The organism is Enterobacter cloacae subsp. cloacae ATCC 13047 (assembly GCF_000025565.1).
GTDB classification, from domain to species: Bacteria; Pseudomonadota; Gammaproteobacteria; order Enterobacterales; family Enterobacteriaceae; genus Enterobacter; species Enterobacter cloacae.
Window position 1 is genome coordinate 1,876,701 of record NC_014121.1, and the last position, 23,625, is coordinate 1,900,325.

General features: G+C 55.9%; 19 protein-coding genes and 1 pseudogene. 13 read left to right on the forward strand and 7 right to left on the reverse strand.

Translation table 11 applies throughout. The annotated features are described in order from the left end of the window. The 6 genes from ECL_RS09115 (at nucleotide 1) to ECL_RS09140 (ending at nucleotide 4,953) form a co-directional block, all read left to right on the forward strand. Nucleotides 1–945 (forward strand): ABC transporter permease, encoded by a 945-nt coding sequence (locus ECL_RS09115; protein ID WP_013096475.1) that lies wholly within the window; start codon nucleotides 1–3, stop codon nucleotides 943–945. Beyond that, nucleotides 935–1,741, forward strand: coding sequence for an ABC transporter permease (locus ECL_RS09120; protein WP_013096476.1), 807 nt, complete (start codon nucleotides 935–937; stop codon nucleotides 1,739–1,741). The genes ECL_RS09115 and ECL_RS09120 overlap by 11 nt, the downstream gene beginning before the upstream one ends. A 24-nt stretch (nucleotides 1,742–1,765) precedes the next feature. Further along, the gene (gene patD / locus ECL_RS09125; protein ID WP_013096477.1) at nucleotides 1,766–3,190 is read left to right on the forward strand and encodes an aminobutyraldehyde dehydrogenase; all 1,425 of its coding nucleotides are present in this window, start codon (nucleotides 1,766–1,768) and stop codon (nucleotides 3,188–3,190) included. Nucleotides 3,191–3,365: 175 nt separating this feature from the next. Further along, the gene (locus ECL_RS09130; RefSeq protein ID WP_020689178.1) at nucleotides 3,366–3,653 is read left to right on the forward strand and encodes a hypothetical protein; all 288 of its coding nucleotides are present in this window, start codon (nucleotides 3,366–3,368) and stop codon (nucleotides 3,651–3,653) included. Nucleotides 3,654–3,937: 284 nt separating this feature from the next. Continuing rightward, nucleotides 3,938–4,111: a GhoT/OrtT family toxin gene (locus ECL_RS09135; RefSeq protein ID WP_013096478.1), complete on the forward strand. Its 174-nt coding sequence runs from the start codon at nucleotides 3,938–3,940 to the stop codon at nucleotides 4,109–4,111. An 86-nt stretch (nucleotides 4,112–4,197) separates the two neighbouring features. Then, on the forward strand, nucleotides 4,198–4,953 hold the full coding sequence (locus ECL_RS09140; RefSeq protein WP_013096479.1) for an alpha/beta fold hydrolase: 756 nt from the start codon (nucleotides 4,198–4,200) through the stop codon (nucleotides 4,951–4,953). 56 nt (nucleotides 4,954–5,009) lie between these two features. Here ECL_RS09140 and ECL_RS09145 read toward each other — a convergent pair whose 3' ends face one another. Genes ECL_RS09145 through ECL_RS09155 form a run of 3 tightly spaced genes read right to left on the reverse strand, consistent with a single transcriptional unit; the run spans nucleotide 5,010 to nucleotide 11,513 of the window. After that, nucleotides 5,010–7,184, reverse strand: coding sequence for a virulence factor SrfC family protein (locus ECL_RS09145; RefSeq protein ID WP_044158444.1), 2,175 nt, complete (start codon nucleotides 7,182–7,184; stop codon nucleotides 5,010–5,012). Continuing rightward, a complete protein-coding gene (locus ECL_RS09150; RefSeq protein WP_013096481.1) occupies nucleotides 7,181–10,162 on the reverse strand; it encodes a virulence factor SrfB in 2,982 nt (993 codons plus the stop codon). Before ECL_RS09150 ends, ECL_RS09145 begins: the two co-directional genes overlap by 4 nt. 4 nt (nucleotides 10,163–10,166) lie before the next feature. Continuing rightward, entirely contained in the window at nucleotides 10,167–11,513 is a 1,347-nt protein-coding gene (locus ECL_RS09155) for an SrfA family protein (protein WP_013096482.1), read from the reverse strand. A 283-nt stretch (nucleotides 11,514–11,796) separates the two neighbouring features. On the opposite strand from ECL_RS09155, the pseudogene ECL_RS09160 reads away from it, so the two are divergent. Together ECL_RS09160 and ECL_RS09165 are read left to right on the forward strand one after the other, a co-directional pair. Further along, a pseudogene (locus tag ECL_RS09160) lies at nucleotides 11,797–13,395 on the forward strand (ABC transporter substrate-binding protein). 99 nt (nucleotides 13,396–13,494) lie between these two features. After that, nucleotides 13,495–13,728 carry a YdcY family protein gene (locus ECL_RS09165; RefSeq protein WP_013096483.1) on the forward strand — a complete coding sequence of 78 codons (234 nt, stop codon included), beginning with the start codon at nucleotides 13,495–13,497 and terminating at the stop codon, nucleotides 13,726–13,728. A 3-nt stretch (nucleotides 13,729–13,731) separates the two neighbouring features. Here the strand turns inward: ECL_RS09165 and ECL_RS09170 are convergent, their stop codons facing one another. Together ECL_RS09170 and ECL_RS09175 are read right to left on the reverse strand one after the other, a co-directional pair. Continuing rightward, the gene (locus ECL_RS09170) at nucleotides 13,732–14,181 is read right to left on the reverse strand and encodes a DMT family transporter (protein ID WP_013096484.1); all 450 of its coding nucleotides are present in this window, start codon (nucleotides 14,179–14,181) and stop codon (nucleotides 13,732–13,734) included. Then, nucleotides 14,178–14,696, reverse strand: a complete 519-nt coding sequence (locus ECL_RS09175) for a GNAT family N-acetyltransferase (RefSeq protein WP_013096485.1) — start codon at nucleotides 14,694–14,696, stop codon at nucleotides 14,178–14,180. Before ECL_RS09175 ends, ECL_RS09170 begins: the two co-directional genes overlap by 4 nt. Nucleotides 14,697–14,846: 150 nt before the next feature. On the opposite strand from ECL_RS09175, the gene ECL_RS09180 reads away from it, so the two are divergent. From ECL_RS09180 to ECL_RS09190, 3 genes are all read left to right on the forward strand, one after another. Further along, nucleotides 14,847–15,422, forward strand: a complete 576-nt coding sequence (locus tag ECL_RS09180) for a helix-turn-helix domain-containing protein (RefSeq protein ID WP_013096486.1) — start codon at nucleotides 14,847–14,849, stop codon at nucleotides 15,420–15,422. Between the two features lie 65 nt (nucleotides 15,423–15,487). Next, the gene (locus ECL_RS09185; RefSeq protein WP_013096487.1) at nucleotides 15,488–16,528 is read left to right on the forward strand and encodes an NADP-dependent oxidoreductase; all 1,041 of its coding nucleotides are present in this window, start codon (nucleotides 15,488–15,490) and stop codon (nucleotides 16,526–16,528) included. A gap of 253 nt (nucleotides 16,529–16,781) precedes the next feature. Next, the gene (locus ECL_RS09190) at nucleotides 16,782–17,450 is read left to right on the forward strand and encodes a GntR family transcriptional regulator (RefSeq protein WP_013096488.1); all 669 of its coding nucleotides are present in this window, start codon (nucleotides 16,782–16,784) and stop codon (nucleotides 17,448–17,450) included. A gap of 138 nt (nucleotides 17,451–17,588) precedes the next feature. Here the strand turns inward: ECL_RS09190 and pqqU are convergent, their stop codons facing one another. Continuing rightward, nucleotides 17,589–19,703, reverse strand: a complete 2,115-nt coding sequence (gene pqqU, locus ECL_RS09195; protein ID WP_013096489.1) for a TonB-dependent receptor PqqU — start codon at nucleotides 19,701–19,703, stop codon at nucleotides 17,589–17,591. Nucleotides 19,704–19,947: 244 nt separating this feature from the next. On the opposite strand from pqqU, the gene yncE reads away from it, so the two are divergent. Continuing rightward, entirely contained in the window at nucleotides 19,948–21,009 is a 1,062-nt protein-coding gene (yncE, locus tag ECL_RS09200; protein WP_013096490.1) for a 7-bladed beta-propeller protein YncE, read from the forward strand. A 93-nt stretch (nucleotides 21,010–21,102) separates the two neighbouring features. Here yncE and ansP read toward each other — a convergent pair whose 3' ends face one another. Next, the gene (gene ansP / locus ECL_RS09205) at nucleotides 21,103–22,599 is read right to left on the reverse strand and encodes an L-asparagine permease (protein ID WP_020684770.1); all 1,497 of its coding nucleotides are present in this window, start codon (nucleotides 22,597–22,599) and stop codon (nucleotides 21,103–21,105) included. Between the two features lie 382 nt (nucleotides 22,600–22,981). Between ansP and ECL_RS09210 the strand changes: the two genes are divergently transcribed. After that, nucleotides 22,982–23,521, forward strand: a complete 540-nt coding sequence (locus ECL_RS09210) for an AAA family ATPase (protein WP_044158442.1) — start codon at nucleotides 22,982–22,984, stop codon at nucleotides 23,519–23,521. The last annotated feature ends 104 nt before the right edge of the window (nucleotides 23,522–23,625 follow it).

Below are 23,625 nucleotides of genomic sequence, written 5' to 3' on the forward strand. Positions count from 1 at the left end.
ATGGCGATGAGCGTCTTACATCCTCCCGCACCGCGCGGTACCCTAAGCCGCATGACCGCGCACTTCTGGCGCAAACCGTCGCTGGGGATATTCCTGCTTCTGCTGGCACCGCTAATGTGGTTTGGCATCGTCTATCTGGGATCGCTCCTTACGCTGCTGTGGCAGGGCTTTTATACCTTTGATGACTTCACCATGTCGGTTACGCCGGACCTGACGCTGGCGAACATTCAGGCACTTTTTAACCCGGCAAACTACGACATTATTATCCGTACGCTGGTGATGGCGATTGCGGTCACCCTCGCCAGCGCCATTCTGGCCTTCCCGATGGCCTGGTACATGGCGCGTTACACCAGCGGCAAATGGAAAGCGTTCTTCTATATTGCCGTTATGCTACCGATGTGGGCGAGCTATATCGTCAAAGCGTACGCGTGGACGCTACTGCTGGCGAAAGATGGCGTGGCGCAGTGGTTTCTCAGCCATCTGGGGCTGGAGCCGATTCTGGTCTCTGTTCTGACGCTCCCGGCGATTGGCGGGAACACGTTATCGACCTCCGGGCTGGGGCGGTTTCTGGTCTTTGTCTACATCTGGCTGCCGTTTATGATCCTGCCCGTGCAGGCGGCGCTGGAACGGCTGCCTGCCTCGTTGTTGCAGGCCTCTGCCGATCTCGGCGCGCGTCCGCGTCAGACCTTTCGTTATGTTGTTCTGCCGCTGGCGATCCCGGGTATCGCGGCGGGCTCGATATTTACCTTCTCTCTGACGCTCGGTGATTTTATCGTGCCACAACTGGTAGGGCCGCCGGGCTATTTCATTGGCAATATGGTCTATGCCCAGCAGGGGGCCATCGGCAATATGCCCATGGCTGCCGCCTTCACCCTGGTGCCGATTGTGCTTATCTCGCTTTATCTGGCGTTCGTGAAACGTCTGGGGGCATTCGATGCACTCTGAACGCGCACCGTTGTTCCTGAAAGTGGCCGCCTGGGGCGGGGTGATCTTCCTCCATTTCCCCCTGCTGATTATTGCCATCTACGCTTTTAATACTGAGGACGCGGCCTTCAGCTTCCCGCCGCAGGGGCTGACGTTGAAGTGGTTTAGTGTGGCGGCGGGGCGTGGCGACATCATCGATTCCGTGACGTTGTCACTTAAAATTGCGACGTTATCGACGGCTATTGCCCTGGTACTTGGCACGCTTGCTGCAGCGGCGCTGTGGCGTAGCGCGTTTTTTGGCAAAAACGCCATTTCGCTGTTGCTGCTGTTACCGATAGCGCTGCCGGGCATCATCACCGGTCTGGCGCTGCTGACCGCTTTCAAAACCATCAATCTGGAGCCTGGTTTTTTTACCATCGTTGTCGGGCACGCCACGTTCTGCGTGGTGGTGGTGTTTAACAATGTGATTGCCCGGTTCCGACGCACCTCCTGGAGCCTGGTTGAAGCGTCGATGGATTTAGGGGCCGATGGCTGGCAAACCTTCCGTTACGTGGTCCTGCCCAATCTTGGGTCGGCGCTGCTGGCCGGGGGCATGCTGGCGTTTGCTCTGTCGTTTGACGAAATTATCGTTACAACCTTTACCGCGGGACACGAGCGCACGTTACCGCTGTGGTTGCTTAACCAGCTCGGACGTCCGCGTGACGTGCCGGTCACCAACGTGGTCGCACTGCTGGCGATGCTGGTGACAACCTTCCCCATTCTGGGAGCCTGGTGGCTAACCCGCGACGGCGAGAACAGCGCCGGGAGCGGGAAATAACATTGATTTCAACGGGACAATGCTATGCAAAAACGACTGCTGATTAATGGTGAACTGGTGAGCGGCGAGGGGGAAAAACAGCCGGTCTATAACCCTGCCACCGGAGAGGTTCTGCTGGAGATTGCTGAAGCGTCAGCCGCGCAGGTCGACGCGGCCGTGCAGGCAGCCGATCGGGCGTTCGCACAGTGGGGGCAAACCACGCCCAAAACGCGTGCCGAATGCCTGCTGAAACTGGCTGACGTTATTGAAGCGCATGCCGACGAGTTTGCCAGACTCGAATCCCTGAACTGCGGTAAGCCGCTGCACTGCGCGCTGGGCGATGAGATCCCCGCGGTGGTCGATGTGTTTCGGTTCTTTGCTGGCGCGGCCCGCTGCCTGAACGGACTGGCGGCGGGTGAGTATCTGGACGGGCATACTTCGATGATCCGCCGCGATCCGGTCGGGGTTGTCGCCTCCATCGCCCCCTGGAACTACCCGCTGATGATGGCGGCGTGGAAGCTGGCACCGGCACTGGCCGCCGGGAACTGCGTGGTCATCAAGCCTTCTGAGATTACGCCGCTGACCGCCTTAAAACTGGCCGAACTGGCGAAGGATATTTTCCCGGCTGGCGTGCTGAACGTGCTGTTCGGGCGCGGAAAAACGGTAGGCGATCCGCTGACCGGGCATGAGAAAGTGCGCATGGTGTCACTCACCGGCTCAATTGCTACCGGGGAGCACATCATTGGCCATACCGCCTCATCCATAAAACGTACCCACATGGAGCTGGGCGGCAAGGCGCCGGTTATCGTCTTTGATGACGCCGATCTGGATGCGGTCGTCGAGGGCGTGCGGACGTTTGGTTTCTACAATGCCGGGCAGGACTGCACTGCGGCCTGCCGGATTTATGCCCAGAAGGGCATTTATGCTGCGCTGGTGGAAAAACTGGGCGCAGCGGTGGCCAGCCTGAAGATGGGGGCGCCGGAAGAGGCCTCTACCGAACTGGGGCCACTGAGCTCGCAAGCGCATCTGTCGCGCGTCTGTCAGGCTGTGGACGAGGCCAAAGCGCTCAGCCATATCCGCGTGGTGACGGGCGGCAGTAAAAAAGAGGGGGCGGGTTACTACTTCCAGCCAACCCTGCTGGCCGGGGCAAAACAGGAAGATGCCATTGTGCAACGTGAAGTCTTTGGCCCGGTGGTGAGCGTCACTGAATTTGACGACGAAGACCAGGTGCTGGCCTGGGCTAACGATTCACAATATGGCCTGGCCTCGTCCGTCTGGACCCGGGATGTGGGGCGAGCTCACCGGCTGAGTGCGCGTCTGCAATACGGCTGCACCTGGGTGAATACCCATTTTATGCTGGTAAGCGAAATGCCACACGGCGGCATGAAGTTATCCGGTTATGGGAGAGATATGTCGGTATATGGGCTTGAGGATTATACCGTTGTCCGGCATGTGATGATAAAACACTAATATGCAGTTAAGCGGCTGTAATATATTGAAAATATATTGCAGTTGCTTACTTTTTGGCCATTGGGGTTAAAATTAGTGCTCAGCAGAGCTGCCTGGTTGATGATTATGCCATCCTGACTGGAATTGGATAAATATGTGTAATAATGGCCCCAAACGGCAACTGGAATGACAGGTAATGGGATTTCAATATTGGTTCACGGTATGTGCAATTTTTCTGACCTGCCCCTTTATGCTTGTTCAGTCGATTATCTTTTTGCGACGAGGTGTCTACACTAAAACCTTCAAGGGAACGATGCGAAAGGAATATATCCACAAAGACACTAAACCTATTGAATACTGGTTTAACGTTATTGCTCAAATGATGATGAGTGCTGCAGTACTTGGTTTAGGCTTCTGGTTATTAGATGACCTACCTGCCTTTCATAATTGGCACACTGAAATCCGCGCAATGCTTCCTTTTTAATTCACCATTGAAAAGATGCCAAACCTCGCTCAAGCGGGGTTTTTTGTTACCTGAAGATAACCACGGGCATCGAAGCCAGAGCGATTAAAGAGTCAACTGCAATCTTGATCTTGTCATGCATGGTTTTCGAAGACGGATCCTTGTCAGGGCATAGTTGTAACGCAATATACTCATTTGTTATTAGCCTTAATATTTAAGTGGTTATTGTGTAACGAAAAAACTTGATCTGTATCAACATATGACGCATATTGCGTGCGGTTATTTTTTCGGCTCTGGAATACAGAATGACGTTGTATCAAAAGATGTTGGTTTTTTACGCAATCATGGCTTCTATCTGCGCATTAATCACCTGGTTCCTGTCTAAAGATCGTAAACGCATCCGCCTGCTCAGCGCGTTTCTGGTAGGGTCGACCTGGCCGATGAGCTTCCCCGTTGCGCTGCTGGTCTCGCTTTTCTGAAGCACGCTTCCATTTTTAAACGATGAACATGGCATTCCCGTCACGATAACTGTATAAATAAACAGTGTATCGTAAAAAGAGTGCTTATGAACAGTTTTTACTCGCAACATGCGGGTTGCACCGTGCGCTGGCATGATTTGCCCGGCACCGGCGATCCCGTCGTATTCATCCACGGATTGGGCTGCGCCTCGTCCTATGAATATCCCCGCGTCGTTCGTGACCCTCAGTTTGGCGGGGGCAGAACGATTCTCATCGATTTACCCGGCAGCGGTTACAGCGATAAGCCTGAGCACTACAGCTACAAAACTACCGATCAGGCCCGCGTTGTGGCTGAACTGATGGATCATCTCAAGCTCGATGCCTTCTGGCTGTACGGTCACAGCATGGGCGGCAGCATCGCCATTGAAGCGGCGGGGCTGCTGGCATCGCGTGTTAAAGGGCTGATGGTGTCGGAACCCAATTTTCATGCCGGGGGTGGGATGTTCAGCCGCTCGATTGCCGCACAAACGGAACAGCAGTTTCTGGAACAGGGATATCAGGCCATGCTCTGTGCAGAAAAAACGGCGTGGGCCGGGTGCCTCCAAAGTAATGCACCTTATGCTGTCTGGCGCGGCGCATCGAGCCTGGTGGCGGGCGTTGAGCCAGACTGGCAAACGCAATTTCTGTCGCTGCCTTGCCCGGTGACGTTGATTTTCGGCGAGCTCTCTTTGCCGGATGACGATGTGGAGCGCCTGAATCAGAAGGGCGTTGAGGTCAAAATCATCCCTGCTGCGGGGCACTCCATGTCGTGGGAAAACCCGTCGGCACTGGCGCAGACGTTAGCGGAGTGTATGTCGGCGTGATTATCGTTGCGGAATGTTGGCCGGGTAAGCGCAGCGCCACCCGGCAACAAAGGCTGCTACATGATTAAAGCCCGAAGTGCCCGACGTGCGTCAGGCTGAACATCATGAGGGTGCTGATAATCAATGTTCTCTATTGCCCGGCTATAGAGGGCAACCAGCCAGTCGTAAACGTATGCGGTGGCCGCATGGACAGGCTGTTCCCCCAGGCGCGTCAGGCGCGGCGCGGCGCTGCTAACCACGGGCGTAACAAAGATTGCCTGCCCCTTACGGATGCGGCTTGCCGGACGTTCAGCAACAGGCGTCTGGTCGTAACCCAGCCAGCCAACGAAATTACCTATCACCGCATGCAGCTGTGCGGCGCTGCTCTTGTCGGTTTCGACAATACGCTGAAGCTGCTGAGGCAGGTTAAGACGGTAGCTGGCGACCACCAGAACCTCGGCAATTTGCTGTAACACCGCAGGCTCAAGACCCAGGCGTGTGGCCGCTGCGTCATTACGACTCCACTGACGCAAATGGTTCATCCACACTTTATGCGCCAGGCGCGCTTTATCTTTTGTCTGGAACGTGCTGGCACTTTCCTGCGCATTATCGGCAAACAGATCGATGGTATCCGTAAACAGACCGTTGACCTGCTCCTCGCGCGGTTGCTGGACGGCCAGAAGCGTTTCGAAGGCTTTAAGCGGAGGCAGAAGCCCTTCGAGCAATTCGCCGTGGCGGGCAGCGCTGCTTTGCAGGGTACGAACCATGTTCTCGGCCTGAGTTCGTCTTGCTGCAGGCTCCTCAACCAGTGGTGTCAGATAGCTGTGCATTAAAGCTGACAGCTCCTGGCGCAGCGCCGTTTTCAGCGTGTTGAGACGTTTCTGTCGCTGGGCAGGTAACGTGGCCTGTGACAGCCACTCGATGACGCGCTGCATGCTGTGGCTGTCCAGCGCCTGCAGCGTGCCCCAGCGCAGGCCCGGTTTACCCAGCAGATGCTGGACTGCTTCATCGAGATTCTGCCGGGTGGTAAAACGCGCGTCGTGAGGCGTAATCGCCCACACCAGACCCGGCAGGGCTGATTCCTCCGCAGGCTGCGTCTCTTTGACCCAGTTCATCAGTACCTTTGCTTTTTTTGCCGTCTGGTCGTGCTGCGCGGTCGCATTGCAGATAACCAGCACATCTGGCTGCAACTGCTGGCGATAGTGTTCCAGCAGCCACTGACATTTGGCCTGGCTTAGCGGATCGGCGCTGTTGTCTGCAAAGACCGGGATATCAATAATATCGACGTTATCCAGCGCGCTGCTCTCGACAGGCAGTACCAGTTCACGCGTCAGGAATGCCAGTACATCGACGGGGAGGCTAATAGCATTAAGCATCTCGCCGTTGTTCAGGGGATGCAGCAGCGTCTCCTGAGCGTCCGGAAGGGTAAAGGTGCCATGGGTCAGGAAGCCTTCGCCCGGCAGACCAAAGTTATCCACCAGCAGGCTGAGCGGGGCGGCAAGTTCGCTGGCGTGGCTGGTCTGGTGCAGAACATGGGCGAGCTTTAACCACTGCTGGGTCAGTTCCTGTTGCTCACCCCACAAGAGCGACCAGACGCTGGCCCGGGTGGTGAGATCAAGCGATGGCACCAGTTGCGCAAACTGATGCCACAGCACATCATCAATTTGCTGTCTGGCGGCAGGTACCGTGCTCTGCCAGAAGCGGGCAATCGCGCCCACTTCCTGCGCCGTTATGCCCGGTACACCCTGCGGCTGACGCAGGCCGCGCCACTTCTCAAGGCGCGTCTCGATAACGGCCTTATCCACGGCGCGGATCTGCGGGTGTAAGGTGGTGCGGGCAATAAACAGCTGCACCAGCTCGGCCTCGGTGACCAGGCTCAGACGTAGCGGGAAAGCCTCATCGTCCACTGCCGCGCTTTCAGTGGTGAAACGCAGTGCCATGTTGGTCAGGGCATGTCCCGGGTTGATATGTGAGAAGTAGTCGAACGTGCGTTGCCCGGGGGTGACGTTCAGCCGCCCGTTACCGTTGCCGCACAGGGACAGCAACAGATGCGCTTTGGCGCTTTGGGAGTGGCCATACAGACCAATGCTGCTCCGCCGGGTCAGGGCCTGTTCAATGGCCTGCTCCCGCGCCTGCGCCGCATTGATACGGGCCAGCAGGGCGTCGGCATCGTTATCCAGCACCGGGGCGTGCAGGCGCGTCTCGTTAATCCACCCGATTAAGGCCTGCGTGGTGGTCATCGTTGCACTCATTTCAGGTATACACTCCCGCTGTCGATCCAGTAGTGGCTACCGCTATGACGGCGATCGGCCAGGGTATTCAGTTTGAAGGTTAAGGCGTCTGGTGGGACAGGGGTTCCATCCTGCAGCCAGGCGTCGCTTAGCTCGAAAGATTCCGGGCCTTCGTGCTTGCTGCCTCCGCAGAGCTTAAGCCGCACGTTCAGCACGCCGTCGCCAGCAATCGCTTTGGCCAGTTCCGCCGAGTTGATACTCAGGGTGTACAGCGGCGTCGCCGGCCAGCGTGCGTTCGCCAGCTGGCGGAAGCCAAGCGTGACGTTCCCACGCAGCGGGAAATGCAAGCGGGCGTCGAGTTTTGCGCCAGGTTTATCCAGGTCGATATCCTGATACCAGACGTTCTCCTCACGCAGCGTGTTAACGGTGTTATCCAGCACGCCCAGATAGCGCACGGTGGAGTAGGCGCCAATATCGGCCGCCTTAAAGTTAAAGCGCGGCAGACGCAAATCGAGCGCCAGGCTGCAGAGCATGGCCCCCACGGCGGCGGTCGATTTCGGGTTGCCGATGCGACCCTGCTGGCTGAACGGATACCACTCATGAACCTGGTATTTATCCAGCCATACGATGCGATTGACCGGCACGGGCTGGAGATGGCGGATCAGCGCCTGCACGCCCGGCAGGCACCCCGGACGACCAGTGATCAGCAAAATATCACAGCTGTAATGAGAGATCGCTTCGCACACCGCATGGAGCGGAGAGGCCAGCGTGAATTGACCTGCCAGCATCGCATCCTGCATTTCGCGGAAATTCACATGCAGCGGCACGGCAAACAGGTCGAAGGCTTCAGAGCCAGCAGGCAGGGCATGGTCGACAGCCTGCTGCAGGTAGTTCATCACGTTGCGGGTCGGCTTCTGCGGCAGCAGATCGCCAAAGGTGGCATGCAAACCGGCCAGCGGATCGTCAATGTCGCTGGATTCCCACGCGGCAAGGATCGCATGGCCGATCGGCATAAAGAGCTGAAGTGCGGTCTGCTGGCGCAATACCGCCTGGGTATCAATACGCCCGGAGTCACCGAACAACGACGCCATCAGCAGAGACGCGTCCGCAATGCCGGACTTCTGCAACTGCGTTTGCAGGGCTGGCAACACATAGCGCTGGATAACGTCCAGCAGCGTGTCGTCGCCAGCCACTTTAAACCCTTCGCGGAAGAGAAGTTGTGGCGTGATTTTTATGTTATTCCCGGAGCCGTCATCCAGCTGATAGTGGGTGATCGCCATATCTGTGGTGCCGCCGCCAATGTCGATAGAGGCGACGCGCAGCGCGCGACCCGGCTGGACACCAGGCTCGGGTTCACGATCCGGGCGGGCGAGGGAGGCGAAGAAGGCTTCCGTCTGACCACCAAAACGGGAGATCGCTTCGTTGTAAAGCCAGACCAGTTGCCCGCAGCTCGCTTCATCCCACTCCATCTGGATCTCAGGCACCGGCACCACGCTTTTATCCTGCTGCTTGCGGGTGGCAAAGTCTTCATCCTGCGGATGCCATCCCATCGCTTTCCAGACGATGGCAATCGCTTCAAACATGCGGCGACGGAAGATCTCGCGCTCCTGCTTCGGCATCGCCGAGGGCAGCGTGAGGATCAGCGTGCGCAGCTGGCGCGGAGACGCCGGGAAGCCCAGACGCAAGCGCGTGGCGACGCTGTTGATCTGGCCCAGCGCCTGTGCCAGCAGCTCGCAAAGCATATGGGTCATCAGGGTGCTGCGGCTGTACTGCGGGGAGAAAACCGGCAGACGCTCGTCCTGGGGCAGCGTAAACAGCGGTTCGCCGTCATCATTCATCAGGTTCATCAGCGGGAACGCGGTTGCCAGCGGCTCGCGTTGGGTTTTGCTGTTCATCTGGCTGAAACGCCAGTCCTGCACCACCGGCGTCTCATCCCACAGGTAGCGACGCGGGCTGGAGATACCGCTGTTACCTTCAGTCCCCAGACGCTGCATGGCCAGCTTACGCGCCTCATCGCCAACCCGGACAATAGAAGGCCAGACGAAGGCATCCTCGCGACCGCTTTCAACCGAGAAGTGCTGTTTGCCAAAGCGTGCTTCCGAGAACTCCAGGCGGCTGGTAAACAGGGGCTCATTGAGGAACTGCGGCTCGCTTAAAGAGCGCACCTGCAACTCGGCCGTCTGGCGCAGACCGTCGTTGGCGTCGCCGTGATCTTCAATAATCACGCCGCAGGTATGGGTGTTGCCCACGTCGAGGATCAAATCGACCGGAATGGCAGGCGTGCTGAGCGTATGGGTGACAAATTTGACTTCCGGCACAGTGAGCTGTTCACCAAGCATGGTCAGCACATTCAGCCAGTGTGCCTGATACTCAAAGCTGCGCATGGCCTGCTGCAGATCGCGTTCTGAACGGTGTTCAACGTCCGAGGCGTACTGCGTGAACGCTTCGCGCAGCCAGCCATCTATCCACGTCTGGTCGAGGAAATTTTCTACTTCGGCATCGCGCCAGGCCAGCGCGAAGCGGGTCCCGTTAAGAATATCGTTTTCCACCGGCGACAGCGCGGAGGTGGCATGCTCCGCAATCTGGCTGTCGAGGGCGAGGGTGACGCGATGGGTGTTGCCTGCGGTGTCCGGCGTCTCCAGCTTGCGGACCTGAACGCGCGCCCAGTTGTCCGGGCCGTCAACAAAAGTACGCGGGGGATTGAAACGCAGGAACGGAACGGGGAGCCAGACGCCATCCAGCACGGCCAGGGACTGATGCAGCGCGATGGTTGTCTCAGGCTTGACCACCTCAGGCTGGCCGCCGTCCGTGCCGGGCAGGGTATAACGCCCGTTAACCAGGTCGAAATCAAGGCGCAAAAGCGGGCCGTTCGCGGTTTTACGCACGAAACGCCCGTTGCTGGCGGTGTCCTGCGGGGTCAGGCCGAAATCGAGGAACTGCACACCGCTGTTGGCAATAAGCGTGACGCTCTGTTTATAGTCGCAAAGATTTACAAGCATAGGATCAGGCACCTGCTTTCTTAAACGTCAGTGGAACGACGGTTTTTGCATCATAACGGGCATTGCATTCGGCGACATCGCTGGTGCCTGCTTTACAGGAGACTTCCGGCATCGGGTAGCGGGAACCGTCTGTGCAGCGTGCATTGCCGCGACTCTTAATCATCAGCTCGCCATTGCTGTGCAGGCCGGAGAAAACCTCTACGCGGCACACAACGTTATCGCCATGCACAACACGGGCGAAGCCTTTGTTGTTCTGGATCTGATAGCGCAGTGACGGCGGTTTGCCGGTCACCGGATCTTTTACGTCAAGAATGGCGCGCCAGGTGCCGTTCAGGAAACGCGTCGAGCCCGCTTTGACCTGACCGGCCTCCATGACCATGGCATCTTTCGGGATCGCGGCAATCACCACCGGGGCAGACACCGGAGCGGGATCGGGTTCCTTCGCTTTACTCTCTACCACCTCAGCCTGATGCAGCGGCAGGTTCATCGCCAGTGGTTCAACCGCTTTAATCGGTTTTGGGGCAATCGCCACGGGTTGCGGTGCCGGGGCGGCTGCTGGCGCGGGCTCTGCCGAAGGGGCGAGTTTTGGCCACAGCAGCGGGGCGGCAATGGCGGCAACGATCACAGCGGCAACCGGCAGCGACCATAAGGGCACGCGACGCTTTTTCACGACGGGCGCAGGAGCAGGCTCTTCAACAGGCGGCGCAACGGCGGGTGCGGGCTCAGGCTCATACAGCGCTTCAGGCGTAATGCGCACAACCGTGGCCGGGGCGATCAAAGGTTCGTCAGCGTGTTCAAAGGTGACGGCCGGGGTCGGTTCTGGTTCCGGTTCAGGATCTTCAATCACCACCGGCGCGGGCTCAGGGATCAGCGATTCGCGCAGGCAGTCGAGTACGTCATCGCGTGCATTTTCGTTCAGGTTTACAAATCCCCAGAACGCAATGACCGGTTTACCGTCGACCAGATAAAGGAAATTTTCGCTCGGGAACTGGAAGGCTTTCGACAGCAAGGAACCAAAAAGCTGTTGTGCGGTTTTAGGCGACTGGAGGCATTTCTTACTCAGCGATTCAACGCTGGCAAGGGTATTTTCCAGATAGCGTAGGGCGCGAAAACGGTCATCTTCATTGGCCGTTTTCCAGCTGGTGACGCTACCTTCCACCGGGGAGTACCAGTCCACGCGGTCACCGCCGTCGTTGACCTGCGGAATGGCCAGACAGTCGACAATGGCCTGCTGTTTGCGCAACCGGAGTGCTTCACGTATTTGCAACGCTGATTCAAAAACGGCTTGTCCGCCGCCGCCAACGGCCTGAAAATCATCCAGATTACCGCTGCGTAAAAGAGTTTTTGCCACGATTTGATCCCATATACTTCTTCACACCGTTACTTTAACGAAACCGGAAAGCAAACAAACGGAGGAAGAGACGCTAAAAGCGCCGATTTCTTGCGGCATAGATCGTGACGGTTGTGCTTGACGGATAATGGAACTTAAGACAAATCACCTTTTTCGGCACTGGCTGTAAAACCAGCGAAAAACGCGGCTTTAGAATAACCTGATAGTGTTTCGTTATTTGCCAGCTTATAGCGGCTGTGCTGTTATTACTGTCCTATATAATAAAACTGTCAGGGTTATAACCATGTCTACAGGGAAAACACTACTCGCCCTTGCGCTGAGCGCTATTTTACCAGCCGGTGCCGCATGGGCGGCAAACAACGACACCCTTATTTACTGTTCTGAAGCGTCCCCCGAGTCGTTCAACCCGCAAATTGCCAGCTCAGGCCCGTCATTCGTCGCCAGCTCTCAGGTACTCTATAACCGCCTGATGAATTTCGACCCGGTGAAAAACACCCCGGTTCCGTCTCTGGCGGAATCCTGGACGATTTGACCCGACGGAAAGACCTATACCTTTACGCTGCGTAAAGGGGGGAAGTTCAACAGCAACAAATACTTCAAACCGACGCGTGACTTTAATGCCGATGACGTTATTTTCTCGGTCATGCGTCAGAAAGACCCTAAACATCCGTATCACAATGTGTCGCAGGGCAATTACGAATACTTTAACGACGTCGGCCTCGATAAGCTGATTCAGGACGTTAAAAAGGTCGATGATTATCATGTTCAGTTCACCCTCAGTGAACCGAACGCCGCTTTCCTGGCCGACTGGGGCATGGATTTTGCCTCCATTTTGTCTGCCGAATATGCGGATGCGATGCTGAAAAAAGGCACGCCTGAGAACGTCGATACCTGGCCAATCGGAACCGGCCCCTATGTACTCCAGCAGTACAAGGTGGACTCTCTGATCCGCTATGTGGCTAACCCGAACTACTGGGAAGGCCCGGTCCCGACCAAACACCTGATCTTCTCCATCACGCCAAACGTGGAGACTCGTCTGGCGAAACTGCAAACCAATGAGTGCCAGATCATTCCTGCGCCATCTCCGGTGCAGTTTGACGTCATTAAGAACAACAAAGACCTGACGCTGCACTCCGTCGATGCGCTGAACGTGGGGTATCTGGCGTTCAATACCGAGAAAAAACCGTTTGATAACGTGCTGGTGCGCCAGGCGCTGAACTACGCCACCGACAAAAAGGCCATCGTTAACGCCGTCTTTATGGGCTCCGGTACGGTCGCGAAATCTCCAATTCCGCCAAATATGATGGGCTTTAATAAAGATCTGAAGGATTACAGCTACGACCCGGAAAAAGCGAAAGCCCTGCTGAAGCAGGCCGGACTGGAGAAGGGCGTGGAGGTCACGCTGTGGTCAATGCCGGTACAGCGTCCGTACAACCCGAACTCCCGCCGTATTGCCGAGATGATCCAGAGCGACTGGGCGAAAGTGGGCGTGAAGGCCAAAATCGTCTCTTACGAGTGGGGAGAGTATCTTTCCGGAATGCGTAAAGGCGAGCATGACTCCGCGCTGTTCGGCTGGATGTCGGACAACGGCGATCCGGATAACTTTGCCGATGTGCTGCTGGGCTGCAATAGCATCAAAACCGGCTCCAACGCTGCGCGCTGGTGTAATAAGGATTATGATGCCCTGGTGCAGAAAGCCAAACTGACCAGCAACCCGGACGATCGTGCGAAGCTGTATAGCCAGGCGCAGGAGATTTTCTATCAGCAGGCGCCGTGGATTGCGCTGGCAAACGGCAAAACGTTCTATGCTACCCGCAGCAACGTCACGGGTTACAGCGTGAGCCTGATGGGCAGTGATTTCTCAAAAGCGAAGCTGAACTAAGCATTTTATCGCCGGGTGGCGGCTACGCCTTACCCGGCCTACTCATGCCTCGTAGACCCGGTAAGCGCAGCGCCACCGGGCAAATGCAAAGGAGTGACAATGTCACATTTAAACGAAGTTATCGCCCGTGTGGATGCCGCGATTGACGAAAGCGTCATTGCGCATATGAACGAACTGCTGATTGAACTGAGCGATGATGCTGAGCTGAGCCGCGAAGAACGCTATACCCAGCAGCAGCGCCTGCGTACCGCGATTTCGCACCACGGTAAGCAGCATAAAGAAGAGATGGAGGCGCGCCAGGAGCAGCTCACTAAAGGCGGCGTTATTCTGTAATGTTCAAAACTGGCGTCGGGCCACCAGCCACGCGCCCACCACCAGCATTATTGCACCGCACACCGGGCCGATCAGCGCCCGCAGCGGGATGCCATGACTTTTTAGCACGTCCATTATCAGCCCGCCGATGAGCTGGCTTGCCACCAGCACGGCGATGGTTGTCGCCGCGCCAACATTCTGGTAACCGCTGATGCTGGCAAAAACAAAAAATGAACCCAGCAACCCGGGGATCAACGTCCACCAGCGTACCGTGGATGCCAGCTCGCTAAACCCCGCGACCCCTTGTTTAAACAGCAGAATGCTGACAAACAACACAATGCCGACCAGCGAGTTCAGCAGCATCGCAATGAGTATGGTGGAGGAGGACTGGGTGATGCGCACCATCAGGGTATTTTGCACCACCAGGCCAATGCCCGCCGCCACCAGAAAAGCCAGCGTCAGTGATTGGTTCATTTAATCGCATCCGGATCGCTGCGCTCATCAAGCTGCAGTTGCATAAAGGTTAAGTCCAGCCAGCGGCCAAATTTGGTGCCCACCTGCGGCATCTGACCCGTTGTAACAAAGCCAAGCGTCTGATGAAGATGGATAGAGGCGTGGTTCTGCGCTTCAATCCCCGCCACCATCACATGCTTGCCGATGTCACGGGCTTCAATAATCAACGCCTTCATCAGCATACGGCCAATGCCTTTGCCCTGGTGATCCGGGTGGACGTAAACCGAGTGCTCTACCGTATGACGAAAACCGTCAAAGGCGCGCCAGTCACCGAAGGAGGCGTAGCCGGTGATGATGCCATTCTCTTCGCTTACCAGCACCGGATAACCTGCGAGGGTGCGGGCCTCAAACCATGCGATACGGTTATCAGTATCGACCGTGGTATCGTTCCAGATCGCGGCGGTGTGCAGCACCGCGTGGTTGTAAATTTCACCAATAGCGGCGCAGTCTTCTTTGCAGGCATGACGAACGATCATGATGGAACCCCTGAATGTGTTGTTTACTATGTTATTACGTTATTGCTACGATATTACACAACAACCCGGACAGATGGCTACGGTATAAGCCCGATTTTTTTGTTATTAAAACCTCATTGAAATACCGTTCATACACTATAGTATGACGTCATGAACACCATAACAGACACGATGAATCAACGGATTAGCGCAAGAATTCGCCTTGAACGCGAATCACGCGGATGGTCGCTGAGCGAACTCGCCGATCGGGCAGGCGTCTCGCGCGCCATGATCCACAAAATTGAGCGCGGCGACAGCAGCCCGACGGCAACACTGCTTGCGCGCTTATCCGGCGCGTTCGGTATCAGCATGTCAACGCTGATAGCAAGAGCGGAGATGCAGGAGGGTAAACTGCTGCGCCTTGCTAACCAGCCCGTCTGGCGCGATCCGCAAACCCATTACCTGCGCCGCCACGTTTCACCGCGTACCGATTTGCCCATCGATCTTGTCCAGGTTGAACTGCCCGCCGGAAGCGATGTGCCGATGCCCGCATCGTCCTATGCGCTGGCCCGCCAGCTGATCTGGCTGCAGTCCGGGGAGCTGGTCTTTCAGGAAGGCGACACCCGCCACGAAATGCAGGCCGGGGATTGTCTGGAGCTCGGGCCGCCCAATGACTGTCGGTTCATTAACGAAACCAATGAACCCTGCGTCTATCTGGTGGTTCGTCTTAACCAGTCTGGCTCGTAATGTTAAGGCGCTCAGGCGGATCATGAGCCAGGATCAATGGACATCTGTACCATAAGGAGTCTCTGATGAATCAATCTGTTTCGCAAAATCGTCGCTGGGTACTGGCTTCGCGTCCACACGGCGCGCCGGTCGCGGATAACTTTCGTCTCGAAGAGCAGCCGGTTCCGGTACCGGCGGCAGGAGAAGTTCTGCTGCGTACGATCTGGCTTTCGCTTGACCCGTACATGCGCGGCCGCATGAGCGATGCGCCATCCTATTCACCGCCGGTTGAAATTGGTGCGGTGATGGTCGGCGGAACGGTCAGTCGCGTTGAGCAGTCCAGTCATCCGGATTTTAAAGCAGGGGAATGGGTGCTGGGATACAGCGGCTGGCAGGAGTACGACCTCTCTGACGGCAGTGGTCTGGTCAAACTGGGCGAAAATCCCTCCCATCCTTCCTGGGCGCTGGGCGTTATGGGAATGCCGGGCTTTACTGCCTACATGGGGCTGCTGGATATCGGGCAACCCAAAGCGGGTGAGACCCTGGTGGTTGCCGCGGCAACGGGGCCCGTAGGTGCGACGGTTGGGCAAATTGGTAAAATCAAAGGCTGCCGGGTCATCGGTGTGGCCGGAGGCGCAGAGAAATGCCGCCATGCCGTTGAGGTGCTGGGCTTTGACCAGTGTCTGGATCATCATGCCGATGATTTTGCCACGCAGCTTCAGAACGCCTGCCCGAACGGTATTGATATCTATTATGAAAACGTTGGCGGTAAGGTCTTTGACGCCGTGCTCCCGCTGCTCAATACCTCCGCGCGGGTGCCGGTATGTGGTCTGGTGAGCGGCTACAATGCCACCGGTCTGCCTGAGGGGCCGGATCGTTTGCCGCTGTTAATGGGCACCATCCTGAAAAAACGCATTCGTATGCAGGGCTTTATCATCGGCCAGGATTACGGACACCGCATTAAAGAGTTCCAGGAAGAGATGGGGCGCTGGGTGCAGGAGGGTAAAATCCACTATCGTGAACAGGTGACCGACGGGCTGGAAAACGCACCGGATGCGCTGATTGGCCTTCTGGAAGGCAAAAACTTTGGCAAAGTCGTGATTCGCGTCGCGGCAGACAATAAATAAACAAGATTATGGCGGGGTAACCCGCCATATTTATTTGTGAAGATACGATATATTGTCTTTAATTAAACCTACACAGCTTTCGTGCCTTCCTTGCGGATGAGCCAAAGAGCGATAAAAAACCGTGTTTGTACTTTTTGATGTTTATACGCATTTCCCACCACCAGGCATGACGATACAGGATATATCGGACCAACGTCGTTTATTTAAACTGACGTTAATAAATAGCATTAAGTTTTAGCTACAGGAATTGAACATGCTTGATTTGGATCATTTAGAGAAAGCGCAAAGAATCAGTCTTACCATGCAAGTTGAAATCAGTTTGAAAGGGGCATTAATTACAGGCTCGTTGAAACCTGGCGCTCGACTGATTACCAAAGAGATTGCCGATAAATTAGGAACCAGTATCACACCGGTTCGTGAGGCACTTTTGCGACTGGTCTCCTCAGGGGCGCTGCAGGCCACACCGGCGCAGGCGTTTCTGGTGCCGGAGGTCACGCTGGAACGCTATAACGAGATCACCGCTATCAGGAAACAACTGGAACCAATGGCGGTAGCGGCCGCCTGTCAGCATATGACGCCAGCTAAGCTTGAGACGTTGCGCAAAATGTCGGATGCCTTTCATGAGGCGATGCGCAACGGCAATGTTCAGCAGGCGCTGCACGCGAATCGCGTGTTTCGCTTCACCCTTTATCAGTATGCGGAGATGCCAACGCTCAGCGCATTAATTGAGCAGCTATGGATACGCATCGGGCCCTGTATTAACTATCTGCATCAGGAGCTCAACGACATCAAAGCGTCGGCGTATCACAACGAGGAGTTACTTGCGGCACTGGAAAGAGGGGATGTTGAAGCCAGCCAGAAAGCGGTGGATAAACTGATTGATGAAGCTAATTCACTTTTACAGCGTCAATATTTTAGCTGAGGAATTATTTAGTAGCCAATCTATATTTCCGTCGTAAAACATTCGCTCCATGAATAAGTCCTGATGGCTCTACGCCATCAGGAACGATATTTAAGATTACGAAAGAGAAAAACAGGCAATAAAATGCCTGTTTTAGTCCTACTCGAAACGATAAGCAACCGACAGGCCAACGCCGTAGTTACGACCCGGAGCAGGTTCGTAATAACGTCCGTTGGATTCGTTGACAATCACCGAGCCGGCATACGTTTTGTCGAACAGGTTATCAACGCGACCAAAGAGATCCAGGCCCCAGTTGCCATAGTTGAACTTATACCCGGTATTCAGACCGACCACCGTGTAAGACGGAGCCTTTGCCGTGTTTTCGTCGTCGGCCATGATATCGCTCATGTAACGCACGTCGGTACCCGCGTACCAGCCTTCTTCAGGCTGCCAGCCAAACGAGGCAAAGCCCATATTGCGGGCAATACCCGGCATCCGGTTGCCGTTACAGTTGTCATCACCGCAGACGTTGGTGCGGTAGGTGGCGTCCAGATATGTCCATGCCATTTTCAGCTTCCAGTTTTCAGCAAACTGCTGATCGAGGGAAACTTCCACCCCCTGACGACGGGTTTTACCGGCGTTTTTGTAGCTGGTACGTCCGCCAGAGCTGGCATCCACCACAATTTCATCGTCGGTGTCGGTGCGGAACAGGGCCGCGGTCAGCAGGCCATTGCCGATGCGGGTTTTGCTACCCACTTCATAAGTATTGTTGGTGGACGGTTTCAGGCCAATGTTCAGCCCACCCTGGTTATCCGCGCGGTAGGAGAGTTCATTGATGGTGGGGGTTTCAAATCCACGACCTGCCGCAGCGTAAAGGTTCCACGCGTCGGTCACGGCATACTTCACCGCCCCGGCCGGGAGCCACTTGTGATAGCTCGCGTCGCCGCTGTCGTCACCGTTGCCTGGCGTAACGTAATGATCGTTGGAATCAAACCAGACGGAGCTGTAACGCACCCCGGCATCCATAGAGAGTTTCTGGGTTAACTGCCAGCGGGTTTGCAGGTAAGGATCGACGTTCCACATCAGGTTACGTTCGTTGCGGCGCTTGTCGCCTTTTACGCCGTACTCCGGTACGCCGTTGTTCATCAAGAAGTTCTCATACCCGCGACGATCTTCGCTCATGTTTTCGTAGTTCAGGCCGGTGGTAAAGGTCACCGGCACCAGCAGTTCGCCGCGGTGCGTCCAGCGTGTATCGATGCCCTGATAGTGACGCTGCATATCAATCACGCCGCCAGAGTGGGAGGGGCGCAGCTGTGGCTGATAAGGGATCGACTGGTACTGGGTCATTTCGCGCTCGCCAGCGTACATCATGACGCTGAGATCGTCCTGCGCGCTGAGCTGGCGGTCATAGCGCAGCCCGGCCTGGGTCTGCTTGATGGTTTTGCGCGTGTTGTACTGATCGCCACGCGGAGACTGGCGCGGGTTATCCTGCCACTCCTGGTAATTCAGTCCACCCGGATCGTTGGCTTTCATGTCCACGCTGTTAAAGATCAGCGTCAACTTGCTGGCATCGTCAATCCGCACGCCCAGTTTGGCATTGGCGAGATTCTTCCGCGCACCGCTGTGATCGCGGTAGCCTTTGGTGGTAAAGCGGGTGGTGGATACGGTGTAATCCACATCGCCCGCGTGTGTGCCGTCGCCCATCGCGCCGGTGGCTTTCATCCCGTAGCGCCAGGTACCGTAACTGCCGTAATAGCTGCTGGCCTCAATGGTCGGCGGCTGTTGACCGGTCTGGGTGTTGATGTTGATCACGCCGCCGGAGGCGTTGCCATACAGGGCAGAGAAGGGGCCGCGCAGCACTTCCACGCTCTCAACGCTGGAGAGATCGATGTTAGAGGTCTGGCCCTGGCCGTCTGGCATGGTCGCCGGGATCCCATCCACGTACATTCGAATACCGCGCACCCCGAAGGTGGAGCGGGCACCAAAGCCACGCATCGACAGCTGCAGATCCTGGGCGTAGTTCTGGCGGTTCTGAATTTGCAGGCCCGGGACGCTACCAAGCGATTCCGAGAGGTTAATGCGTGGCGCGGCGTGACGCATATCATCGCCGTTCACGACGCTGACCGCCGCCGGGGTATCAAGCTCCGATACCGTTTGTGGGGTGGCGCTGACGATCAGGGTCTGTTCATCCGCGCCCATTGCGGTGAGGGGCGAAAAGATAACAGGAGCCAGCAGCAGTGGAAGCGTAGCCCTATGGGCAGAAATGATTTTCATGAAATAAACCGGTTAAGGATAAGAAACGTACCAAATGGAACATGTGCATATATGTTAAAACTTTTGTAAATGCTTTGAAAACTATAACCGCACATTGCGTTAAGGAAAGGCGAAACGGAAAAGAAAAACTCCACATTTTGCTGATTAATGATTACTATTCTCATTAACAAAACGGCAATGCCATGACGTTGCCGACCGGAAGTGATGTCAGCAGTACACCCCCTCTAGTGAAAAAGGAATTGTTATGTCTTTACGTCATCTGTGCTCGCCGCGTCTGCGTCGTTCTCTGTTGTGTAGCGCTTTACTGCTTGCCGGTACCTTCCAGGTGCATGCTGGCGAAGAGATGTTGCGCAAAGCGGTAGGCAAAGGCGCGTATGAAATGGCCGTGAGCCAGCAGGAGAATGCGCTGTGGGTTGCGACATCACAAAGCCGTAAAATGGATAAAGGCGGAATTGTGTATCGCCTCGATCCGGTCACACTGGACGTGACGCAAGTTATTCATAACGATCTTAAACCGTTTGGCGCCACCCTGGATTCGGCTTCCCAGACGCTGTGGTTGGGCAACACCATCAACGGTGCCGTGACCGCCATTGATGCCAAAACGGGCGAGGTGAAAGGGCGCCTGGTTCTGGACGACCGCAAACGCAGTGACACGGTCAAACCGCTGCAGCCACGCCAGCTGGTGGCGGATGATGCCACCCACACCGTGTACATCACCGGGGTCGGTAAAGAGAGCGTGATCTGGGTGGTGGATGGCACAACGCTGAAGCTGAAGGATACCATCGCCAATACCGGTACTTACGGCACCGGCCTGGCGCTGGATGCGCAGGCGAAACGCCTCTATACCACCAACGCCGACGGCGAACTGGTGACAATTGATACCGCCAGCAACAAAATCATCAGCCGCAAAAAGGTGCAGGATGATGGTAAAGAGCACTTCTATCTGAACCTGAGTCTGGATACGGCCGGGCAGCGTGCCTTCCTGACCGATTCAAAACAGCCGGAAGTGCTGGTGGTGAGCCTGAAAGATGGCAGCGTGATTGAGAAGATCGCGACGCCAGAGTCGCTGGCGGTGCTCTTTAACCCGACGCGCAACGAAGTGTACGTGACGCATCGTGAAGCCGGAAAGGTGAGCGTGATTGACACCAAAACCTACAAAGTGACGAAAACCTTCGACACGCCGGTCTATCCAAACAGCCTGGCGCTCTCTGCCGATGGCAAAACGCTGTACGTGACGGTGAAACAGAAATCCACCCGTCAGCAGGAAGCGACCCAGCCTGACGATGTGGTACGTATCGCGCTCTAATGTGGGCATTGCCCGGAGGCGCTGCGCTTACCGGGCCTACAAAACCCTGAAATGTAGGCCGGGTAAGGCGAAGCCGCCACCCGGCTTTTTTTATTAACGCGAGGTCTCTTCCACCAGCGGGCCGTCGTGTTTTTCATCGTCATGATGAACCGGCGCGGTGCTGTGGATTTCATGCACGCGCTTACGCACGCCAAACCAGCCGGCAATCAGCAGAACGGCCAGCAGCGGAATGGTGGCGATGGTATAGGTGCCGTTCGGGTAGTCGAACGCCATCAGTACCAGCACGCTGAACAGGAACAGCAGGGTGAGCCATGAGGTCACCGGAGCACCTGGCATCTTGAAGCTTACGTCAGCCGCTTTGCCCTCTTTAATGGCTTTGCGCAGACGCATCTGGCAGACCACGATAAAGGCCCAGGAGGCGATAATCCCAAGCGCGGCCACGTTCAGCACGATTTCGAACACGCGGGACGGCACCAGGTAGTTCAGGAACACGCCAAACACGTAGACCACCAGCGTCGCCAGGATACCGGCATATGGCACCTGCTGCTTGCTCATCTTCGACATAAACTTCGGCGCAGAGCCGCCCATCGACATGGAGCGCAGAATACGGCCGGTAGAATAGAGGCCAGAGTTCAGGCTGGAGAGCGCCGCGGTCAGCACCACGATGTTCATGATACTGCCCACGTATGGCACGCCGAGTTTAGAGAAGAAGGTCACAAACGGGCTCTGACCCGCCTGGTAGGCGTTCCATGGCAGCAGCAGAACCAGCAGCACCACAGAACCCACATAGAACAGACCGATACGCCAGATCACGCTGTTAATGGCTTTTGGCACCATGGTCTGCGGGTCTTTACATTCGCCTGCCGCCGTACCCACCAGCTCGATAGAGGCAAAGGCGAACACCACGCCCTGCACCAGAACCAGCGCCGGCAGCAGACCGTGCGGGAAGAAGCCGCCGTTATCGGTTATCAGATGGAAGCCGGTTGCATTGCCGTCCAGCGGCTTACCGCTGCCAAGGAAGACGGTACCGACGACCAGGAAAATCACAATCGCCAGCACTTTTACCAGTGCAAACCAGAACTCCATCTCGGCGAACCACTTCACGCCGATCATGTTCATGGTGCCGACAATCGCCAGGGCGCCAAGCGCAAAGACCCACTGCGGGATATCGCCAAACGCGCCCCAGTAGTGCATATACAGCGCAACGGCAGTGATATCGACGATACCGGTCATCGCCCAGTTAACGAAGTACATCCAGCCAGCGACATAGGCGGCTTTTTCACCGAGAAATTCGCGGGCGTAAGAGACAAAGCTGCCGCTGGAAGGGCGATGCAGTACCAGTTCGCCCAGCGCGCGAAGAATGAAGAAGGAGAAGATCCCGCACACCAGATAGACGAGGGCGAGAGCCGGGCCAGCCATCTGCAGACGTGCACCAGCACCTAAAAACAGACCTGTACCGATAGCGCCGCCGATGGCGATCATTTGAACCTGACGGTTGCCCATCGCTTTGTGGTAGCCCTCTTCATGGGAGTTTAACCAGCGACGTTTAGCAGCATGATGATCGGCTGCGCTTTTATTGCTTGTTTTCATTGAGTTACCTGTTTGCCTGTCTGAACCATTATCGTGATAGTCCTGCCTGGCAGAGAGCATACAAACGATTGCTTCTGCGCAAACACATGTCGCCTTCCCAGTCATTCTGCGTATGGATAAGGCGAAACATGGCGAGGCATCCTACCTGCAATTGATAAGCGACGCAAAATATAACCGTGCCGAGAGTGATGCACGTCGAAGGAAATCGTGTGGTCAGAGCAGACGGGGATCACAACGCGCTGAATCGTGGTGAGTTTTTAGACAAAAGATTCGCGGATTGATGATTTAAACATCAGTGGTGCTTATCAGTTGCTCAGTGGAACTAGCGGAAGGTAAACGCTATGATCGGTTTGGTTTTTATTCTGCCAGAACGAGGCTAACGGTGAAAATTAATGTAATCGGCACCAGCGGAAGTGGAAAAACCACGCTGGCAAGACGGATCGCTGATGAGCTGGCTATTCCTTATATTGAGATGGACAGGCTTTACTGGCGCCCGAACTGGCAGGGCACAGCAGATGATGCGTTTCTGGAAAAACTGGAGCATGCATTAAGCGCTTCTCAAAACTGGGTGCTCGATGGCAACTATAACCGCACGCGCCCTGTTAAATGGCGCAATGTGGATCTGGTCGTCTGGGTGGACTATGGATTTGTCCGTACGCTGTATCAGGCCGTTATCCGGGCGATCAAGCGGGCCTGGCATCAACACGAACTCTGGCCGGGAACGGGCAATAAAGAGAGTTTCCGGCGCGCCTTCTTCAGCAGAGAGTCCATTATCATCTGGACGATTAAAACCTGGCGCAACAACCGCAGGCGTTATCAGGTCGATATGCAAAACCCGGACTACGCACACATACGCTTTATCCGTATTACCCGCCGCGCTCAGGCGGAAATGCTGATTTCCTCCCTAAAGTCTTATTCTTAACAGGGTTTTATATATCTGATTTCCGGCAAACCAAATGTAAATTAATTGTTTCTCAGCGGTGAAATACGCCTTTATTAATAACGACATGTTAAGTCAAACGAGAA